Source organism: Manganibacter manganicus (assembly GCF_002075885.1).
Taxonomy (GTDB): Bacteria; Pseudomonadota; Alphaproteobacteria; order Rhizobiales; family Rhizobiaceae; genus Mesorhizobium; species Mesorhizobium manganicum.
The window spans coordinates 74,925-90,881 of the sequence record NZ_MDET01000015.1; the positions used below are offsets into that span (position 1 = coordinate 74,925).

Annotated in this window: 22 protein-coding genes; 1 reads left to right on the plus strand and 21 read right to left on the minus strand. The window is 65.2% G+C overall.

From position 1 onward, the window contains the following. Window positions 1–5: 5 nt before the first annotated feature. From BFN67_RS11710 to BFN67_RS24545, 21 genes are all read right to left on the minus strand, one after another. Entirely contained in the window at window positions 6–287 is a 282-nt protein-coding gene (locus BFN67_RS11710; RefSeq protein ID WP_012561370.1) for a VirB3 family type IV secretion system protein, read from the minus strand. After that, on the minus strand, window positions 287–619 hold the full coding sequence (locus BFN67_RS11715) for a TrbC/VirB2 family type IV secretion system protein (protein ID WP_012561371.1): 333 nt from the start codon (window positions 617–619) through the stop codon (window positions 287–289). Before BFN67_RS11715 ends, BFN67_RS11710 begins: the two co-directional genes overlap by 1 nt. Then, the gene (gene trbB, locus BFN67_RS11720; RefSeq protein WP_012561372.1) at window positions 616–1,596 is read right to left on the minus strand and encodes a P-type conjugative transfer ATPase TrbB; all 981 of its coding nucleotides are present in this window, start codon (window positions 1,594–1,596) and stop codon (window positions 616–618) included. Before trbB ends, BFN67_RS11715 begins: the two co-directional genes overlap by 4 nt. A gap of 295 nt (window positions 1,597–1,891) precedes the next feature. Further along, window positions 1,892–2,317, minus strand: coding sequence for a CopG family transcriptional regulator (locus tag BFN67_RS11730; protein ID WP_067179918.1), 426 nt, complete (start codon window positions 2,315–2,317; stop codon window positions 1,892–1,894). A 4-nt stretch (window positions 2,318–2,321) separates the two neighbouring features. After that, complete coding sequence (locus BFN67_RS11735) at window positions 2,322–4,307, minus strand: conjugal transfer protein TraG (protein WP_067179921.1); 1,986 nt, start codon at window positions 4,305–4,307, stop codon at window positions 2,322–2,324. A 148-nt stretch (window positions 4,308–4,455) separates the two neighbouring features. Beyond that, window positions 4,456–6,195, minus strand: coding sequence for a relaxase/mobilization nuclease domain-containing protein (locus BFN67_RS11740; RefSeq protein WP_012561376.1), 1,740 nt, complete (start codon window positions 6,193–6,195; stop codon window positions 4,456–4,458). Window positions 6,196–6,438: 243 nt separating this feature from the next. Beyond that, window positions 6,439–7,161, minus strand: coding sequence for a lytic transglycosylase domain-containing protein (locus tag BFN67_RS11745; RefSeq protein WP_012561377.1), 723 nt, complete (start codon window positions 7,159–7,161; stop codon window positions 6,439–6,441). Between the two features lie 4 nt (window positions 7,162–7,165). Beyond that, complete coding sequence (locus BFN67_RS11750) at window positions 7,166–7,498, minus strand: DUF736 domain-containing protein (protein WP_067179924.1); 333 nt, start codon at window positions 7,496–7,498, stop codon at window positions 7,166–7,168. 39 nt (window positions 7,499–7,537) lie between these two features. Continuing rightward, entirely contained in the window at window positions 7,538–8,083 is a 546-nt protein-coding gene (locus tag BFN67_RS11755; RefSeq protein WP_067179927.1) for a S26 family signal peptidase, read from the minus strand. Next, on the minus strand, window positions 8,080–8,601 hold the full coding sequence (locus tag BFN67_RS11760; protein WP_012561380.1) for a DUF2840 domain-containing protein: 522 nt from the start codon (window positions 8,599–8,601) through the stop codon (window positions 8,080–8,082). The genes BFN67_RS11755 and BFN67_RS11760 overlap by 4 nt, the downstream gene beginning before the upstream one ends. Next, window positions 8,598–8,849 (minus strand): ribbon-helix-helix protein, encoded by a 252-nt coding sequence (locus BFN67_RS11765; RefSeq protein WP_012561381.1) that lies wholly within the window; start codon window positions 8,847–8,849, stop codon window positions 8,598–8,600. Before BFN67_RS11765 ends, BFN67_RS11760 begins: the two co-directional genes overlap by 4 nt. Then, window positions 8,846–9,499 carry a ParA family partition ATPase gene (gene parA, locus BFN67_RS11770; RefSeq protein WP_012561382.1) on the minus strand — a complete coding sequence of 218 codons (654 nt, stop codon included), beginning with the start codon at window positions 9,497–9,499 and terminating at the stop codon, window positions 8,846–8,848. The genes BFN67_RS11765 and parA overlap by 4 nt, the downstream gene beginning before the upstream one ends. Continuing rightward, window positions 9,496–10,656 (minus strand): replication initiator protein A, encoded by a 1,161-nt coding sequence (locus BFN67_RS11775; protein WP_067179930.1) that lies wholly within the window; start codon window positions 10,654–10,656, stop codon window positions 9,496–9,498. Before BFN67_RS11775 ends, parA begins: the two co-directional genes overlap by 4 nt. A 17-nt stretch (window positions 10,657–10,673) precedes the next feature. Next, window positions 10,674–10,955: a helix-turn-helix transcriptional regulator gene (locus tag BFN67_RS11780; protein WP_012561384.1), complete on the minus strand. Its 282-nt coding sequence runs from the start codon at window positions 10,953–10,955 to the stop codon at window positions 10,674–10,676. Window positions 10,956–11,084: 129 nt separating this feature from the next. Beyond that, window positions 11,085–11,414: a DUF2285 domain-containing protein gene (locus BFN67_RS25130; protein ID WP_342587447.1), complete on the minus strand. Its 330-nt coding sequence runs from the start codon at window positions 11,412–11,414 to the stop codon at window positions 11,085–11,087. Window positions 11,415–11,544: 130 nt separating this feature from the next. After that, window positions 11,545–11,850: a transcriptional regulator domain-containing protein gene (locus tag BFN67_RS24860; protein ID WP_244396124.1), complete on the minus strand. Its 306-nt coding sequence runs from the start codon at window positions 11,848–11,850 to the stop codon at window positions 11,545–11,547. Between the two features lie 133 nt (window positions 11,851–11,983). Further along, a complete protein-coding gene (locus tag BFN67_RS11790) occupies window positions 11,984–12,244 on the minus strand; it encodes a DNA -binding domain-containing protein (RefSeq protein ID WP_080919768.1) in 261 nt (86 codons plus the stop codon). Between the two features lie 110 nt (window positions 12,245–12,354). Continuing rightward, the gene (locus BFN67_RS11795) at window positions 12,355–12,603 is read right to left on the minus strand and encodes a helix-turn-helix domain-containing protein (protein ID WP_012561387.1); all 249 of its coding nucleotides are present in this window, start codon (window positions 12,601–12,603) and stop codon (window positions 12,355–12,357) included. Window positions 12,604–12,794: 191 nt separating this feature from the next. Next, a complete protein-coding gene (locus BFN67_RS11800) occupies window positions 12,795–13,121 on the minus strand; it encodes a DUF736 domain-containing protein (protein WP_026782237.1) in 327 nt (108 codons plus the stop codon). A gap of 566 nt (window positions 13,122–13,687) precedes the next feature. Further along, window positions 13,688–14,128 carry a hypothetical protein gene (locus BFN67_RS11810; RefSeq protein ID WP_012561389.1) on the minus strand — a complete coding sequence of 147 codons (441 nt, stop codon included), beginning with the start codon at window positions 14,126–14,128 and terminating at the stop codon, window positions 13,688–13,690. A gap of 136 nt (window positions 14,129–14,264) precedes the next feature. After that, complete coding sequence (locus tag BFN67_RS24545; RefSeq protein WP_012561390.1) at window positions 14,265–14,432, minus strand: hypothetical protein; 168 nt, start codon at window positions 14,430–14,432, stop codon at window positions 14,265–14,267. Window positions 14,433–14,645: 213 nt separating this feature from the next. On the opposite strand from BFN67_RS24545, the gene BFN67_RS11815 reads away from it, so the two are divergent. Next, window positions 14,646–15,689, plus strand: a complete 1,044-nt coding sequence (locus tag BFN67_RS11815; protein ID WP_080918558.1) for an IS110 family RNA-guided transposase — start codon at window positions 14,646–14,648, stop codon at window positions 15,687–15,689. The last annotated feature ends 268 nt before the right edge of the window (window positions 15,690–15,957 follow it).

Here is a 15,957-nt window from a genome sequence, read left to right on the forward strand (position 1 = left end):
CTCCGTCAGACGGACAGATGACCGGGGATGCGCAGGTGCCTGCGTCCCACCTCGACGAAGAGCGGGTCGCGCTTGGCCGCCCAGACCGCCGCGAAGTGGCCGATCGCCCAGATAGCGAGGCCGACGAGCCAGAGGCGCAAGCCGAGGCCTACAGCCCCGGCCAGCGTGCCGTTCATGATCGCGATCGAACGCGGAGCGCCGCCGAGCATGATGTGCTCAGTCAGCGCCCTGTGGACCGGAACCGTGAAGCCCGGCACCTCAGCGAGCTGTTCGAGGCCAGCGGTCATCAGATCACCGCCCCGCCGCCGAACGAGAAGAAGGACAGGAAGAAGCTCGACGCCGCGAACGCGATCGACAGGCCGAAGACGATCTGGATCAGTCGGCGGAATCCGCCTGAGGTGTCGCCGAATGCCAGCGTCAGACCGGTGACGATGATGATGATCACGGCGATGATCTTCGCCACCGGCCCCTCGATCGATTGGAGGATGGATTGCAGCGGCGCTTCCCACGGCATCGAGGAGCCGGAGGCGTGAGCGGCCTGGGTGAAAAGCACGCTGATGGAAACAGCGGCAGCGGCGGTCGCCATGGTGTGGCAGCCGCGCGCGAAGGTGCGGATCATGTGTTGTCTCCTGTGGTTGAGGTGGCAGGGGTGATGCGGTAGTCGCCGTCGGGGCCGAGGCCTTCGACGCGGGCGAGTTCGGCGAGCCGGCGCGCGGAACCGCGGCCGGAGAGGACGGCGACAAGGTCGATCGTCTCGGCGATCAGGGCGCGTGGGACGGTGACGACGGCTTCCTGGATGAGCTGCTCGAGGCGGCGCAGCGCGCCGATGCCCGTGCCGGCATGTATGGTGCCGATGCCCCCGGGGTGGCCGGTGCCCCAGGCCTTGAGGAGATCGAGGGCCTCGGACCCGCGCACCTCGCCGATCGGGATGCGGTCGGGGCGCAGGCGCAGGCTGGATCGGACCAGATCGGAAAGCGTGGCGACGCCATCCTTCGTCCGCATCGCGACAAGGTTGGGCGCGGCGCATTGCAGCTCGCGCGTGTCCTCGATGATGACGACGCGATCCGCGCCCTTGGCCACCTCGGCGAGCAGCGCGTTGGTCAGCGTGGTCTTGCCAGTGCTGGTGCCGCCCGCGACGAGGATGTTGGCGCGGGATATGACGGCCTCGCGCAGCGTCACAGCCTGGGTGGCGGTCATGATGCCGGCGGCCACGTAGTCTTCGAGGGCGAACACCGCGACGGCCGGCTTGCGGATGGCGAAGGCCGGCGCAGCCACGACGGGGGGCAACAGGCCCTCGAACCGCTCCCCTGTTTCCGGCAGCTCGGCCGAGACGCGCGGAGCGCGGGGATGGACTTCGACGCCGACATGGTGCGCGACGAGGCGGACGATACGTTCGCCATCGGCGGGAGAGAGCGTTTCGCCGGTGTCGGCAAGACCTTCGGAGAGGCGATCAACCCAGACGCGGCCGTCCGGATTTAGCATCACTTCGATGATGGATGGGTCATCCAGGAACCGCGTGATGGCGGCGCCGAGGGCTGTACGCAGCATGCGCGAACTGCGTGTGCGCCCTTCTGTATTGTCATGTATCGCCGCCATCTTGTCCCCGCTCTGGCTGGGAACAATTCAGACGGTCCCCGGACGGGGATGATTAAAAGGGCCCGAAATCGGGCTCCTTCAACAATATTCGGGCGTAGTAGTAGCGCAGCGTGCAAATACAGGAGAACGGCGGTGCGCCTGCAAGAATGCTCGCTAGAATGCTTGCGACGAAAGCGGAGACTACGAAGAACGACTCGGCCGAATTCGCGTCGACGGTCTCCTTGCGCCTTGCGCCGCTCGATGATGGTAACGCGTCGCGCCGATGATATCGGATATGAGGCGCTTCCAACATTACTTACTCAGACGCTGGTACGTCGTCCGAGACTTCCTGCCTGAGCTTTGGTCCGCTCGCCAGCCGTCGACCCAGTGCGATGATGAACGCCTCGTAGCGCTCTCCAGCCTTGGCGCGCGCCGCTTGGGCGGCGGGCTCGGGAAGCGCCGGTGTTGTCGCCAACCAGAACTTGATGAACACAGCCAAAGTTTCCACCGAGATTCCGACGTCGCGCTCCATGCGCGTCAGTCGGCGGTCGAGCTGATCGAGGCGCTTCGCAACGACGGCCTCACGCCGCTCGGCATCATCCGGTGACAGAAAGGACGCGATCGCGGCCTCGGCGATCATCGACTGCGACTGGTCCCGGCGCGCGGCATAATTGCCGAGCATCGTCATGACATCGGGGTCGAGGTAGACCGAGATCTTCACCTTCTTCGTTCGTCCGGCCATGGGCCTACAGCTCCATGCCGTCATTGGGGTCGAGGGAGACCTGACGGGCGACACCTTGCATCAGGCGGGTCATGCGGCGGTTCTGCATCGCTTCTTCATCAGGCTCCTCCGGAAGATCGAACTCGAATTCGTTCTCGATCGGAGCCTTCTTCTCCTGGGGAGCCGTGCGATTGAGCTCGGGCTGATGGCGGCGCTCGGATTCGGTCGGGTCTTCATCGGACGATGTGGAAGCCGCCGTCGCGTCGATCCCCTCGGGGCGCGTCGGAACCGGCAGGCTGCTCCAGTCGTCCGCGCGCCCCTGTGCCGGTTTGGCCAGCACCGGCGGCGCAAGAATGCGCTCCTTGAAGCGGCTGTCCTCATAGTAACGGGCCTTCTTCGCGCGGATCGGCGGCGTCCCTGCGACCATGACGATTTCGTCGGTGGGCGGGAGTTGCATGATTTCTCCAGGGGTCATCAACTGGCGGGCGGTTTCCGAACGCGACACCATCAGATGGCCAAGCCATGGCGAGAGCCGGTGCCCTGCATAGTTCTTCATGGCCTTCATTTCGGTGGCGGTCCCCAGAGCGTCGGAGACGCGCTTGGCGGTGCGCTCGTCGTTCGTGGCGAAGCTGACGCGCACATGGCAGTTATCGAGGATTGAATTGTTCGGGCCGTAGGCCTTCTCGATCTGGTTGAGCGATTGGGCGATGAGGAAGCTTTTGAGACCGTACCCCGCCATGAAGGCCAGCGCCGACTCGAAGAAGTCGAGGCGGCCCAGAGCCGGAAACTCATCGAGCATCAGCAACAGCCGGTGCCGCCCGGCCTTGGCCTGCAGATCCTCGGTCAGGCGCCGGCCGACCTGATTGAGGATCAGCCGGATCAGGGGCTTGGTCCGGTTTATGTCGGAGGGCGGCACGACGAGGTAAAGGGTGGTCGGCCGCTTGCCCTCCACCATGTCGGTGATGCGCCAGTCACAGCGCCGCGTCACCTCGGCCACGACCGGATCACGATAGAGGCCGAGAAAGGACATGGCGGTGGACAGCACGCCGGAGCGCTCGTTGTCCGACTTGTTCAGCAGCTCGCGCGCCGCGCTGGCGATCACGGGATGGGGTCCCGCCTCGCCGAGATGAGCGGTCTTCATCATGGCGGCGAGAGTCGATTCGATCGGCCGACGCGGATCGGAGAGGAAGGCGGCGACGCCGGCGAGCGTTTTGTCATCCTCGGCGTAGAGGACATGCAGGATGGCGCCGACCAGCAGCGCGTGGCTGGTCTTCTCCCAGTGGTTCCGCTTCTCCAGCGAGCCTTCCGGATCGACCAGGATGTCGGCGATATTTTGCACGTCGCGGACCTCCCACTCGCCGCGGCGCACCTCGAGCAAGGGATTGTAGGCCGACGACTTCGGATTGGTCGGATCGAACAGCAATACGCGGCCGTGCCTAGCACGGAAGCCACCGGTGAGCTGCCAATTTTCTCCCTTGATGTCATGGACGATCGCTGATCCCGGCCAGGTCAGAAGCGAGGGCACGACAAGGCCGACGCCCTTGCCGGATCGCGTCGGCGCAAAGCACAGCACATGCTCGGGTCCATCGTGCCGCAGATACTCGTGATCGTAGCGGCCGAGCACGACGCCGTCCGGTGCAAGCAATCCGGCGGCCTTTACCTCGGCTTTCTCGGCCCAACGGGCGGAACCGTAGGTCGCGACATTCTTCGCCTCGCGGGACCGGCGGACGGACATGGCGATGGCGACAGCGATGGCGATGAAACCGCCCGATGCGGCGATGATCCCGCCTGTGGCGAACACCTCCGGCGCATAGGCGTCGTAGAAGTACCACCACCAAAAGAGCGAGGGCGGGTAGTAGATCGGCCAGCCCGCCAGCTCGAACCAGGGTTCGCCGAGTTGCCCCTGAAAGCCGAGGCGCCAGGCCGTCCATTGCGTCGCCGTCCAGGTCGTCACCACGATGATGGTGAAGACGACAGCAATCTGACCCCAAAGGACCTGGCCTCCACGCACGCTGGCTCCAATCGACGAATGAGATGGAGCCATTCAGAGAGTAGCCGGACGCGGGACAAGCAACAGGAAAGATGTAGGCGAAGTACAGCCGAAAACTGTGGCGCGCACATAGGACGGTTTCGCCCGACGGTCTTTCTCCTCGATCCGGCTAGAGGCCGAGCCCCCGCTTGCGGCCGAAGCTCCAATCGACGCCGCCATCATTGCGGGCGACCCCCGAGACATGACGGCCAAGCTGCTTCTCGAGCGAAGGGCTCCAGGGCACGAGGTGGAAGCCGAGGCCGTCGTCAATCATGGCGAAGCGGCCGGAGGCGAGCGTGAGGCGCTGGCGATAAGCGCCGGCGATGAACTCGCCATTCGAGGCCGGCTTGTGCGGCAATCCCGTCTCGGCCGCGAGCTTGGTAGCGACCGTGTCGAGTTCGCGGCGGCGCAGGGTTTCGATCAGGTTCCGGGCGAAGACGATCCGCCTGCCCTGGCGTTCAGCCAGCCCTTGCCCGACCAGATGATCGGCGCGCCGGTCGAGCGCGTCGCGGACCTCAGCGCCGAAGCCGCCATCGGAAAGCGAGGCCGGCTCGCGAGCGATGGCCTGCCGGTCCAGCCAGGTGCTGCCGGACGCCGTGACCTGGGAGGTGAGGTCGAGATCGGAACGCACGGCGATCGCGACGCGGCGTTCGCCCTGCGCGTCCTCGAATTTGCGCAACTCGACGATCGAACCCGGAGCGCTGTCGCCGGCGGCGTCGAGATGGGGCAGCTTGATGTGGTGAGTTCGCCCGTCGACCCCGTCGACCACGGCATAGGCCGTACCCTTCAGCTCATCATCCAGCCCGCGCTCAACCAGGCGACCGATGATAGGCACGTCGAGGCTTTCAGCGGCGATGATATAGTCGGCCGAGCCGCGCTCGATGCCGCGCTCGGTCAGGGCGCGGTGCATGCGCTTGATGATGTCGCCACGCTCGCCGAGTTCGCGCAGGACCGACTCGGCCTCGGGCTTGATGAACCATTGCGAATGGCCGACCTGTCCCGCGACGCCGAGGACTTCGAGAGTGCGCAGCCGACCGACCTTCAGCGCGTGGAATTCGTCTGGCGTCTGATCAGCACGTGGCGCGAGATCGGTGATGCCGGTCTTGCCCGCGTCGCGGACAAGCTGCCGGTCGAGCTGCGTCCAGCGCTCGGTCTCGATCTGCCGTTCGAGCGTGCGGCGGATATCCAGATCGGTGCGCGGCCCCAGCTCCTGGGTGATGAGTTCGCGCGCCCGGTCGCGCATGCCCTCCTTGATGTAGTCGCGGGAGATGACGAGGTCCTGGCCGTCGTCACGGACGCCGCGCACGATCAGGTGGACGTGAGGATGCTCGGTATTCCAGTGGTCGACGGCGACCCAGTCGAGCCGCGTGCCGAGATCCTTTTCCATCTGGCCGACTAGGTCGCTGGTGAAGGATCGAAGATCCGACATCTCCAGCGCGTCGTCCGGCGAGACGATGAAACGGAAATGATGCCGGTCGTCCTCGCAACGCTCGGCGAAGGCGCGGCCGTCCGCCTCGCCATCACCCGGCCCGAAAAGCCGCGCCTTCTCTCCGTCACGGGTCACGCCGTCGCGGCGCAGATAGTCGAGGTGGGTGCCAAGCGGCGCCGATCGCGCTGAGTGCCGCACGACGCGGGCCTTGATGACGGCGCCGCGCGTGCGGGCGGTGATGAGCCTGTTGGCCTGGATAGAGGCGCGCTGGCCGCGTCCGAACCGCGAGCGGTTGCCGGAGACGACGCGGCCTGAACGCGACACGCCGCCGCCGGCCTTCTTCGCGGCCGCGAGCGCCTGGGCGATGAAGGGGCGAACCGACTGCGCGCGGGTCGAGCGAATGCGGCCAGGCCGGACACGGAATTCGTTTTCATCGGCCATGGCGCAGCCCCGCACGGTGCGAAAATTCGCGCAAGCCCAATGGATTGCGGGTTCGGCGCACGGTGCGCGTAACCCCGGCACGGCGCGCAACGCGTCTAAAAATGCAGCAAAAACAACCAACCGACCGAAGCGCACGGTGCGCCGTTTTATCCTGCCATCGTGCGGTTGTTGTGCCTGTCTCCCTCCTTCGCGCCCTCCATGACACGCTGGAGCCCGATCCGGTGCGAATGCGAAGCCGCGCCATCATTGCGGGTCTCCGGTATCATCGCGGGCAAGAACGATGGGCGTTGCCTGCGGTCCTCCGTCGCCATCCGGTGCAGCCGGAAGGGACGAGCGGCTGTCGAGTGAGCGGCCGCCGAATGGTGTCCCGACGGCAGAACGAGCGTCGGCGGATCGCGTGACGAACAGTGGGGCCTCGCGCCAATCGGGCGGCGGAGGTGCGGCAGCGGGCGCGCCTCTCGACAGCGCTGCGGAGCCGAGCTGAGGGGCGAGAAGAGCGACATAGGCGCGGGTTTCGGCGGGTAGCGCACGCCCTGTCGCGAGGTGCTCGTCGTAGCGGCCGGGTCCTGCATTGTAGGCCGCGAGCATGGCGGGGATCGTGCCATAGCGATCGTACATCTCGCGCAGATAGGCCGTCCCCGCGAGGATGTTGTCGCGTGGGTCGTAAGGATTGCGACCGAGCCGATAGCGCACGCGAAGCCCTGCCCATGTGTCGGGCATCACCTGCATCAGGCCCATGGCACCGGCCGAAGAGATCGCGCGCACGTCGCCGGCGCTTTCGGCGCGCTTGACGGCGATGATCCACGCTTCGGGAATGCCGAAGCGCTGCGAGGCTTCGGCGACGTAACCGGCGTGCGGATCGACGGATGCCGTGCGCGCCGGTGTCGAGGTCTGCGCGCGAACGGGCAACGCCGCGTTCGCTGTCAGGACCAGGCCGGAAAGGAGAAGAAGGACGGCGCGCTGCATGGCGTCAGTCCTTTGCGTCGCGCTTGGACGGACGGCTCCAATGCAGGGACCAAGCCGAACCGGCGTCGTCGTCACGGAAGAGATTGGCGCGGATCGGATGCGGAAAAGCGGGATCGTCTATGACTAGCGCGACGTACTCGCCGGCGCGTTCGCCGGTGCGCATCCAGCCCGCGCCGACTTCTGGACCTTCGTCACTGCCCTGGTGAACGCGGTAGTCCGGCGCGTTCTCCGTCTCGGAGGGTTCGGCCGGGATGATGGCGAGATCGCAGGCGAGCGTCAGCGTGTGAATCTGCCCGGTGAAGCCGTTTGCTTCGCGAGTGAACATACCGATTTGCATGGGAAGTCTCCTTGGTTGCGGGTGGAAAAATGGAAGCAATCAGCGCGTCGGTGCGCGCCAGACGAAGCGGCCGTCGCCGTCTTCGTCGGTCCAGACGGGCGTCGCGCGGCCGATCACAGCGGTGTCGGCAAGCGGACCGAAGTAGCGCCCGTCGAGGCTGTCAGCCGCGTCCGGATTCATGAGGAAGACTTCACCGGCGACGAGCCGTCGGCAGCCTTGCCAGATCGGCAGTTCGCGACCGATGCGGTCGCGATCGCGGGCATCGCCGAGCGGCACGTTATCGACGGTGATCGCCATGCCGGTGCGACAGACGCGCTGTCCCGGCAGCGCCATCACGCGCTTCAGCAGCGGCAAATCGGGACCGATATAGCCGCGCCGGACCATGAAACCGGCCAGCGGTTCGGGTGGCAGGACGGCGACCAGATCGGTGACTTCGAGCCGATGGGAAGGCGCGATGCTGTAGAGTCCGATCGGGACGCTGGGCGTGACGTTCCAGACCAGCTTGGTGGATGTCGGCACGGCGATGGCGAGCGCCACGCCGAGCGTGGCGATAGCCGTGGCTTTGACATAGCCGGAACGGGTCATCCTTGGATTTCCCGCCGCTTGAGCCACGCCAGATGGCGCTCGGCCGTGTATGGACGCGGTGCGTGACCGGCCTGTGCCCGATGAGCGACGTGACGCCAATGGTCCGGCGCGACGTCGCAGGCATCGACGCCGAGCGCTTCGATGGCGTCGATGTGCCGAAGCACGTCCTCGACTTTCGGCCAGCCCTCAACCTTCAGCAGGATTTCGCCGCCGGGGCGCACGAAGGGAACCGTCTGATAGGACTGACCCGGCACGATCGCGCGCAGAATGTCGATGCGCGAAATGATGGTGCCGTAGTCGTTGGCGGCCCAGCGGACGAAGGCGAAGACGGCGTTCGGCTGGAAGCCGACGACACGCCGACGGCGGTCGAGAATCTGTTCGTGGGCTTGGCGACCGAACCTGATCCAGTATTCGATCTTCTTCTCCACCCACGTCAGTTCGACATGGGTCATGTCTTCGTGGGGCTGTGCAGGCGGCATCGGACCGCCGCGCACGCGGGGGGCCGCAGTGCCGGTCATGAGGGGGCTCCATCGGTTGGAGGAAATTCGCGCTCGAGCAGCGCGCGCAGCATGTCGGCGACGGTGACACCGCGCTGGAAGGCGATGATCTTGATGCGGCCGCGCAGATCCGGCGTGATGTCGATGGTCAGCCGCGCGGTGAAGCTGGAAGCGGCGGCATCGCGTGGCGGCGTGTCAGCCGCCTTGATCCATTGCTCAGCGTCGGCGGGGCGCTTGGCGAAGCCGCGTCGCGATGGGCGCTCGCTCATGTGCCCGCCCTCCCTGCGCGAAGGCGGCTGATTTCGTTCACGAGCGCCGCGACCTCGCGGGCCGCCGTCGCCGCCTCGTCCAGCTCGCAGACGAGGCGGCCGGTCTGCGCGGCCGAAGCGAAGGCGATGCGCTGTCCGATGGTTGTGGCGAGCACGGGCGGGTCGTGATCGGCCAGCATCTCGGCGGTCTCACGCGCCAGGACTGTGCGGGCGCCGCAGCGGTTGAGAACGAAGCGCGCCAGAAGATCAGGCCGGTAGATGCGAGCTTCCGCGAGGAGCGCGAGCATTTCGGCCGACGCCCATCCGTCGAGCGGCGACGGCTGCACCGGGATCAGGACGAGATCGGCGGCGAGCAAAGCCGAGCGCATCAGCGCGGCGACGCGGGGCGGACCGTCGATCACCACATGATCGACATCGCGCGCCAGCTCGGGCGCCTCCCGGTGCAGCGTGTCGCGCGCCAGGCCGACGACGCCGAAGAGGCGCGGAAGGCCTTCGCGACTACGTTGCTGCGACCAGTCGAGCGCTGACCCCTGCGGGTCAGCGTCGATAACCGTGACGCGCTTTCCGCGGCTGGCCAGTTCACCAGCGAGGTTGAGGGCGAGCGTCGTCTTCCCGACGCCGCCCTTCTGATTGAGGAACGCGACGATCATCGCACCCCTCCCGAGCGGTCTCGGAAAGGACGCTGACCGGCTTGGGATCGATCGTCGAACAGCTTCGTCTGCGCGCTTTTCGGGTCAGCGGCTCTGCGACCGGAAGAAGCCGCGCTGAGGTTGCGCGCCGTCGCACGGATGAGGTTTTCCACATCGCACGTGCGCTCTTCAGAGTTAGATTCTTGGTTAGACTCTAAGTTAAGGGGCCGATTTCGGCTTTGCTTTCTGTGTGTTAGACCCTGTTTGGGTTCCTGATAGCACGAGCCAAGGGTTCCCGATGGCACGATAGTGCGGGTTCCCGATAGCACGAGCCCGTCCACAGGTTTTCCACAAGGTGGGTGCGGCTCGAAGGCGAGCAGAACGCGGCCGCCAATCTCCACCTCCAGAAAGAGGGCGTAGCCGGGGAGCGGCTGGCGGCGGACGATATCGCGCAGTTCGAAGGCGAAGCGCTTGAACGGCGAGAGGCTGCCCGACTTCTGGTGAAGATGACGCAGATCGAAACGCCACCCCGCCCGCTGGCGGCCGCCGTGCTTGCGCACCAGGCGATAGAGCCAACGGTCGAGGCCGCCGGTCAGATCGAAATAGGTGCGGTCGATGGTCAGGACGAGCGCGTCATCGAGCACGGCCTTGTAGAACCAGTCGGGGACGATCAGTTCGATCCCGTCGGGGCGGCCGTTACCGTCGGTGCGCTCCTGCCACTCATTGATCCATGAGAAGCGATGGCGGCGTCCTTCGGCCGGTTGTCGGATCGAGGTGGAAACGGTGGTCGACTGCAGGCGGTCGAGCGCGGCCTTGAGCCGTTGGTAGTCGCGCAAGCTGGTGCCGCGACCGACATAGGTGAGAATCTCGTAGGGAGTGGCGGCCATCAGGCGCGATGTGCGCAGCCCGGCGTCACGCGCCTCGACGATCTGGCTCGCCGCCCAGATCAGGATGTCGGCGTCCCAAATGGTCGCCATGCCATGATCGGGCACCGCTTCCACGCGGATCGCGACGTCGCCGGCGGCGAAGTCGATCGGCGCGGTGCGATGGGATTTGGAAAGAGAGAAGAAGGGATAGGTCATGAGATCCTGCGCGTCTCTTGGCGCGAAGTCGCCAGGGAGCGCCCGAAACAGGTCGAGCTGTCCGCGCTCCGATGGGTGACGACGCCGCACCGCCATGAACGGACCGGGCGCGATCAGCGTGCGAAGCGACCGACGGGCTGGCCCGTCGATGGCGTCTGGCGTTTGGCAGGAAGGACCGAACCGCGCGGGTCGGAGGTCGAGGTGACGGCGCCACGGTCGGCCCAGGTTTCAAGGTCGTCGACGGAATAGACGACGCGGCCGCCGAGCTTTCGATAGGCCGGGCCCGTCCCGTAGGTGCGGTGCTTCTCCAGCGTGCGGGCTGAAAGGCTGAGGAATTCTGCGGCTTCCTTGGTCCGCAGGAAGCGTGGCGGTAGAACGGCGGTATCGGGTCGCATGGATCGGGCCTCCGTGGTGTTGCGGGAAGCCGCTGCGGTTCAGCGGCGAACAACGACCACGGTGGCGAAGGAAGGGCGACGGGAGGGATGAGGAACTTGCGGAGCTAAATTCCTCACCCCTCAGGGCGATCACGAGCGACGGCGGTGACGAAGCATATTGAGATACCCGCCGTTGATGGCGTCGAGGCCGCCTTTGACCAGGCCGATCACCGAGGCGCGTAGAGGCGAGGTCTTCCACGACTCGGCCGAAATGCGCGGCTCGCCGTAAATCGCTATGGCGATTTCGCGATAGCTCGCGCCGTTCATGTGACCGTCGGCCGCCTGAATCATTCGGCGAAGACGACGGCGCTGCTGCTGGGTCATCCGCGTATCGGGCGGCGGTCTTTGGCCGCGAAGGCTGCGCCAGAGTCGCGTTAGCGTCTCGATCCGGCCGAGCATATCGGCATCGAACGGGATCATTGCGACGACGGGTTTTGTCGGGTCGCTGCCGGGCATCATGAGAGTCTGAAGGGGAGAATCGCCGCCATAGAAAGCGAGTTCTCCTTCAGGGCTGTCGCGGGTGATATCGAGCGGGCTAAGCGGAGGCGCTTCACCGAGCGACAGATGTTCTGGAGCCGGCGCCAGCGTGAGAACGGAGGGGACGACGGCAGGCGACCAGAGGACGGATTGTGTCAGAGCGGACAAACCCGGCCGTGCGGGGAAATCGCAAACCCCACTGTTGCTGTGCTTCCAATGGCAGCGGCTCGGCCACGTCCGTCTCTTCCAGGATCTGGCGATAGGTTCGTTGGTAGGGTTCGTGTCGCCGCAGGCACTCCCACGCCAGCCCCTCGATCGCAAGCTGATCGAAGTAGTCGTAAGTGGGTGTCTCTCTCCAACGAGAAGTATCGGGCCTCATATTCAACCCCGCCTTGGATTGCGCAAGTCGAGCGAGAATTGATTCCCTCGCATGGAGGTTGTGGGAAGCCAGAGAGCCGGCACCGCGCGGTGCCGCGGCGGCACCGCGATGACGAAGCGCCCGTTTATGCCAGTCAGTTGCAGCCTTCGCGCAGAAGCAGCCGATATCCGATCTGCGTCATCCAGCGTGCGCGCTCCAGATGGCCGTCGTGGACGCGACGCGCGCGCTCGGGGTCGCGGTGCGGGTCGATGCCGAACAAGATTTCGACGGCTTCCCGCCAATCCGCGCCGTCGGCAGTGGCATCAAGCAGGCGCATATAGAGCTTGATGTGCGACCTGTCGTAGTCGGTCAGCTCCTGGCCGGAGGGCGGATCATCGTCAACGGGAACAACCATGGCGTAGCTCGCTCAACTTGAGCCCATTTTCTCGCTGGATTTCATGCGGGATGGAGGTCTCTCGAGAAACGACGGATACTGACTCGGCGAAAGCTCTTTGCTGCAACCAGTCACGTCTTTCGATTTCCGCGATCGTCAACGAGCAGCACTCCATGTCCTCGGTCAGTTGACAGGAGAACGATGCCTGCTGCTTCAAGCGCCCTGCGAACTTGATCGCGCGTGGTCTCGTACACCTCGAGTCCGCTTTCGGATTCGAGGCGCTTGAGCGCGGTCAGCGATACCTGGGCCTTGTCAGCGAGCGTCTCCTGTGTCCAACCCAGCAACGCGCGCGCGGCCCGTGATTGTCGGGCGGTGATCATGCATGATCACCTCCCATCAGGGCCAATACGCACTCCAGAACTACGACTAAAATAGTCGCTCTTGATCGCGACGTCACCAGAAATGAGCATCGGCGACGCCGGTGCGCGACTCGGACTATCGTTTGATGACGCGGGTGATTCGGTCGAGATGCGGTGGCGGCCCCGGCCTTTCGGCCGGGGCTTTGTCCGCCTCAGTCGGTGCGGCGGCCGTTGGGCCGGGACCAGATGAGGGAGAAGGTGTCGCCGTCCTCGTCGTCGAAGAGGTTGGCGTAGATCGGGGCGTTGAAGCTCGGATCGTCAAGCTTGAGGCCCAGATACTCGCGGCCCTCGTTGGAGCGCTTGGACCAGGCGGCGCCGATTTCGGCGCGGCCGACCAGGACCCGGTGGCTGGGGGCGTTCTCGCCGCTGGCGCGCAGGTCGGGGACGATGCGGACGTTCTTGGCCTGGACGCTGAGGGTGACGATGTCGCCGGTGTATTCGTTCGAGGCGGTCTTCTTGAAGGTGCCGATGGTGGCCATTGTAGGTCTCCGTATCCATTTTCGAGCCCGCACCATTGCGGCCTCGATGGCGATCGGCAGGCCGGAGGCGGGCGACGACACATCGCTTGCGACCGGAGCACCGCGGAGGATGGCGCAGGCGCGACTTTGTTGTTTCGCGAGGAATGACGGCGCAGCCGGCAGGGGAAGAAAGTCGCGACGCGCCATTGTGGCATAGGCGCTCGAGGCGCAGCCGTCCTTCGGCCAGATCAGGCCATTGAAGAGGCCGTATGGAGCGGTCGCTGAATGGACAGAACGCGGAGACCCAGGCCACACGCTGCCGCCAAAGACTCGCCGGACGTCACCGACTCCATCGCCTCATTCCGGGCCATCGCACGCAACCTCTGTCCCAGACGCCAACAGCAAGATCGCACCGCTCGCCGGAGATGGTCGGCTTGCCGTTACAAACGCTGCTCCCCCATCCGCTCAATACGCGGCCGCCTGCCCGGGACTCGCCTTGGCATTCCGTGCGCTCGCCTGCTCTGTGCCATCCGAAAGGACACGAACGTGATATCTCTCTTAGCCGGGGCCGTTCACGGCTTTCCGCATCAGACGCGAGACAGTTGGCCCGCCGAAGGGTCGGAGGCCGCCATGCCGATGATCCGCGCGAAGGCGGTCACGCCGACAGCGACAGCTCCGATGATCGAGAACACGATCTGCCAGGTCTCGGACGGCATGGTGTGTTTCACGACGCCATGGGTGGCGTGGAAACCCGCGATCACCGCAGGCGCGACAAAGGCGATGGCGATCAGGAGGCGCGCCCAGATCGGGCGGACGGTGGCGAGCAGGAACTGGCCGACGCCGAAGGTGAGACCAGCCCCGACGAAGCCGACGATGATCGCGCCGAGCCATCCGGCGCCCGTGCCATACGCCCACATGCCGAGGCTCACGCCTACGAAGAACGGGAGCGCATAGACGGCAAGCGTTAAGAGCAGCCAGCAGAGGAAGCCAATGGCGGCGAAACTGAGAAGAATGCCAAGGAAGATCATGGTGGTTTCTCCGTGAGAATGGTCTGACGGTCGCGCCTCCACCACCACCACGGCGCTGCTCTATTCTAGCAGGGAATAGCGCCGTCGGGAACGGAAACCTATCGGTATCCGCTTTGGCCGGACGGCCGTCGCCCCGTCATGGGGCGAACGGATCGATCTCACTGACGATCTCGGTTTCATCGCCGTCGAACTCGTTGGCGGTTGTGACCGAGAGAGTGCCGTCGCCGGCTCGGAAGATGACGATGACGGCCATCAAGGTGGTGGCGAGGCTGAAGGCGTAGGCGTGGGCGTCGGGGAAGGACATTGCTCCGGCTCCTGTTTGAGCGGAGGACCATCCCCCGCTGACAGGCGCCCGAAGTGTCCGGCCGTGGGCCGCAATCACCGCGCAGGCGCAGCCGGAGCGGCGGCACGCGTCTCGCGTAGTCCGACCCTTGATGAGGTGGAACGGCCCGCTCCGACAGCATCGAAGTGCTAAAAGGTGGTCGTTGTCGCAAACGCCACAAGGAGGGACCGTTCCGTGAAAGATGTTACCACTATTGGACTGGACTTGGCGAAGCACGTTTTCCAGGCTTTTGGCGCGGATGCCGAGGGCACTCCGCTATTCAACCGGAAGCTTCGTCGCGCCGAGGTGCTGCGTTTCTTCGAGAGATTGCCACGGTGCCTGGTCGGGATGGAAGCCTGCGCCAGTGCGCACTACTGGGCGCGTGAGATCTCGGCCTTCGGCCACGATGTCAGGCTGCTACCGCCTCAATACGTCAAGCCGTTCGTCAAGCGCGGCAAGACCGACGCCGCCGACGCAGAAGCCATCGCTGAGGCGGTGACGCGAAAGACGATGCGGTTCGTCCCGGTTAAGACGGCTGAGCAGCAGGCTGCGGTGATGGTGCTCAAAACGCGGGCCCTACTGGTGCGTCAGAGGACACAAGCGATCAATGCATTGCGCGCCCATTTGGGAGAGCTGGGTATCATCGCTCCGACCGGCATCGCCAACGTCAAAGCATTGGCGCCAATCATCCGGGATGAGGAAGACACCCGACTTCCTCCGGCTGCGCGCTTTGCCCTGACCGAAATCATCAATCAGATCGAGATGCTCGCCACACAGATCGACAAACTCGAACGTGAGATCGTCATCCAGGCCAAGCAGGATGATGAGATGCGGCGCCTCGCGACCATCCCTGGCGTTGGCGCCATTATCGCCATGGCCGTAAAGGCATTCGTTCCCGATCCCGCCGGCTTCAAATCCGCTCGCCACTTTGCAGCCTGGATCGGGCTCACCCCGAAAGCGCATTCCAGCGGCGGCAAAGAACGGTTAGGGCGAATATCGAAGATGGGCAATCCGGTGCTGCGATCATTGCTGACGACGGGGGCGGCATCGGTGCTACGTCATGTGCAGTATCGCGACCGAGTTTGGCCGTGGCTGAAGAACATGCTCACGCGGCGACCCTTCAAGGTCGTGGCGGTGGCGCTCGCCAATAAGATCGCCCGGATGATCTGGGTATTGCTGACCAGAGGTGGAATCTACCGAGATCCAACAGGAATCGAGGCAGGACCTGTCGCCGCATAAGCGCAGGACCGCCGAGACGAGCTGCCCGGCGACCCCCGGCAGGTGAGGTGCACAACAGACGATGAACCACGGGACGAAATCCCGAAACAGGACAGGCCGAAACCCGTGACGCGCACAAAGCGCGCCCCCTTGATCCAGCCACCTGCTTCGCGGACTTCATCGAGGCCAGCGGTCATGACCGCACCAGTAGGCCGGACATATGACCGCACCGTCCTCATGTGGTGAAATCGACTGAAAAGCATCCTTGCACCGCGGGCCGTTCCACATA

Excerpts from the sequence above, each read along its gene's own strand:
- trbB (WP_012561372.1), bottom strand. The coding sequence starts at position 1,596 with ATGGCGGCGATACATGACAATACAGAAGGGCGCACACGCAGTTCGCGC.
- BFN67_RS11780 (WP_012561384.1), bottom strand. The coding sequence starts at position 10,955 with ATGCGACCCGATACCGCCGTTCTACCGCCACGCTTCCTGCGGACCAAG.
- BFN67_RS11760 (WP_012561380.1), bottom strand. The coding sequence starts at position 8,601 with ATGACCGGCACTGCGGCCCCCCGCGTGCGCGGCGGTCCGATGCCGCCT.
- BFN67_RS11730 (WP_067179918.1), bottom strand. The coding sequence starts at position 2,317 with ATGGCCGGACGAACGAAGAAGGTGAAGATCTCGGTCTACCTCGACCCC.
- BFN67_RS11810 (WP_012561389.1), bottom strand. The coding sequence starts at position 14,128 with ATGATCTTCCTTGGCATTCTTCTCAGTTTCGCCGCCATTGGCTTCCTC.
- BFN67_RS11775 (WP_067179930.1), bottom strand. The coding sequence starts at position 10,656 with ATGGCGGTGCGGCGTCGTCACCCATCGGAGCGCGGACAGCTCGACCTG.
- BFN67_RS11790 (WP_080919768.1), bottom strand. The coding sequence starts at position 12,244 with ATGGTTGTTCCCGTTGACGATGATCCGCCCTCCGGCCAGGAGCTGACC.
- BFN67_RS25130 (WP_342587447.1), bottom strand. The coding sequence starts at position 11,414 with ATGATCCCGTTCGATGCCGATATGCTCGGCCGGATCGAGACGCTAACG.
- BFN67_RS11745 (WP_012561377.1), bottom strand. The coding sequence starts at position 7,161 with ATGCAGCGCGCCGTCCTTCTTCTCCTTTCCGGCCTGGTCCTGACAGCG.
- BFN67_RS24860 (WP_244396124.1), bottom strand. The coding sequence starts at position 11,850 with ATGAGGCCCGATACTTCTCGTTGGAGAGAGACACCCACTTACGACTAC.
- BFN67_RS11740 (WP_012561376.1), bottom strand. The coding sequence starts at position 6,195 with ATGGCCGATGAAAACGAATTCCGTGTCCGGCCTGGCCGCATTCGCTCG.
- BFN67_RS11750 (WP_067179924.1), bottom strand. The coding sequence starts at position 7,498 with ATGCAAATCGGTATGTTCACTCGCGAAGCAAACGGCTTCACCGGGCAG.
- BFN67_RS11800 (WP_026782237.1), bottom strand. The coding sequence starts at position 13,121 with ATGGCCACCATCGGCACCTTCAAGAAGACCGCCTCGAACGAATACACC.
- BFN67_RS11795 (WP_012561387.1), bottom strand. The coding sequence starts at position 12,603 with ATGATCACCGCCCGACAATCACGGGCCGCGCGCGCGTTGCTGGGTTGG.
- BFN67_RS24545 (WP_012561390.1), bottom strand. The coding sequence starts at position 14,432 with ATGTCCTTCCCCGACGCCCACGCCTACGCCTTCAGCCTCGCCACCACC.
- BFN67_RS11765 (WP_012561381.1), bottom strand. The coding sequence starts at position 8,849 with ATGAGCGAGCGCCCATCGCGACGCGGCTTCGCCAAGCGCCCCGCCGAC.
- parA (WP_012561382.1), bottom strand. The coding sequence starts at position 9,499 with ATGATCGTCGCGTTCCTCAATCAGAAGGGCGGCGTCGGGAAGACGACG.
- BFN67_RS11710 (WP_012561370.1), bottom strand. The coding sequence starts at position 287 with ATGACCGCTGGCCTCGAACAGCTCGCTGAGGTGCCGGGCTTCACGGTT.
- BFN67_RS11715 (WP_012561371.1), bottom strand. The coding sequence starts at position 619 with ATGATCCGCACCTTCGCGCGCGGCTGCCACACCATGGCGACCGCCGCT.
- BFN67_RS11755 (WP_067179927.1), bottom strand. The coding sequence starts at position 8,083 with ATGACCCGTTCCGGCTATGTCAAAGCCACGGCTATCGCCACGCTCGGC.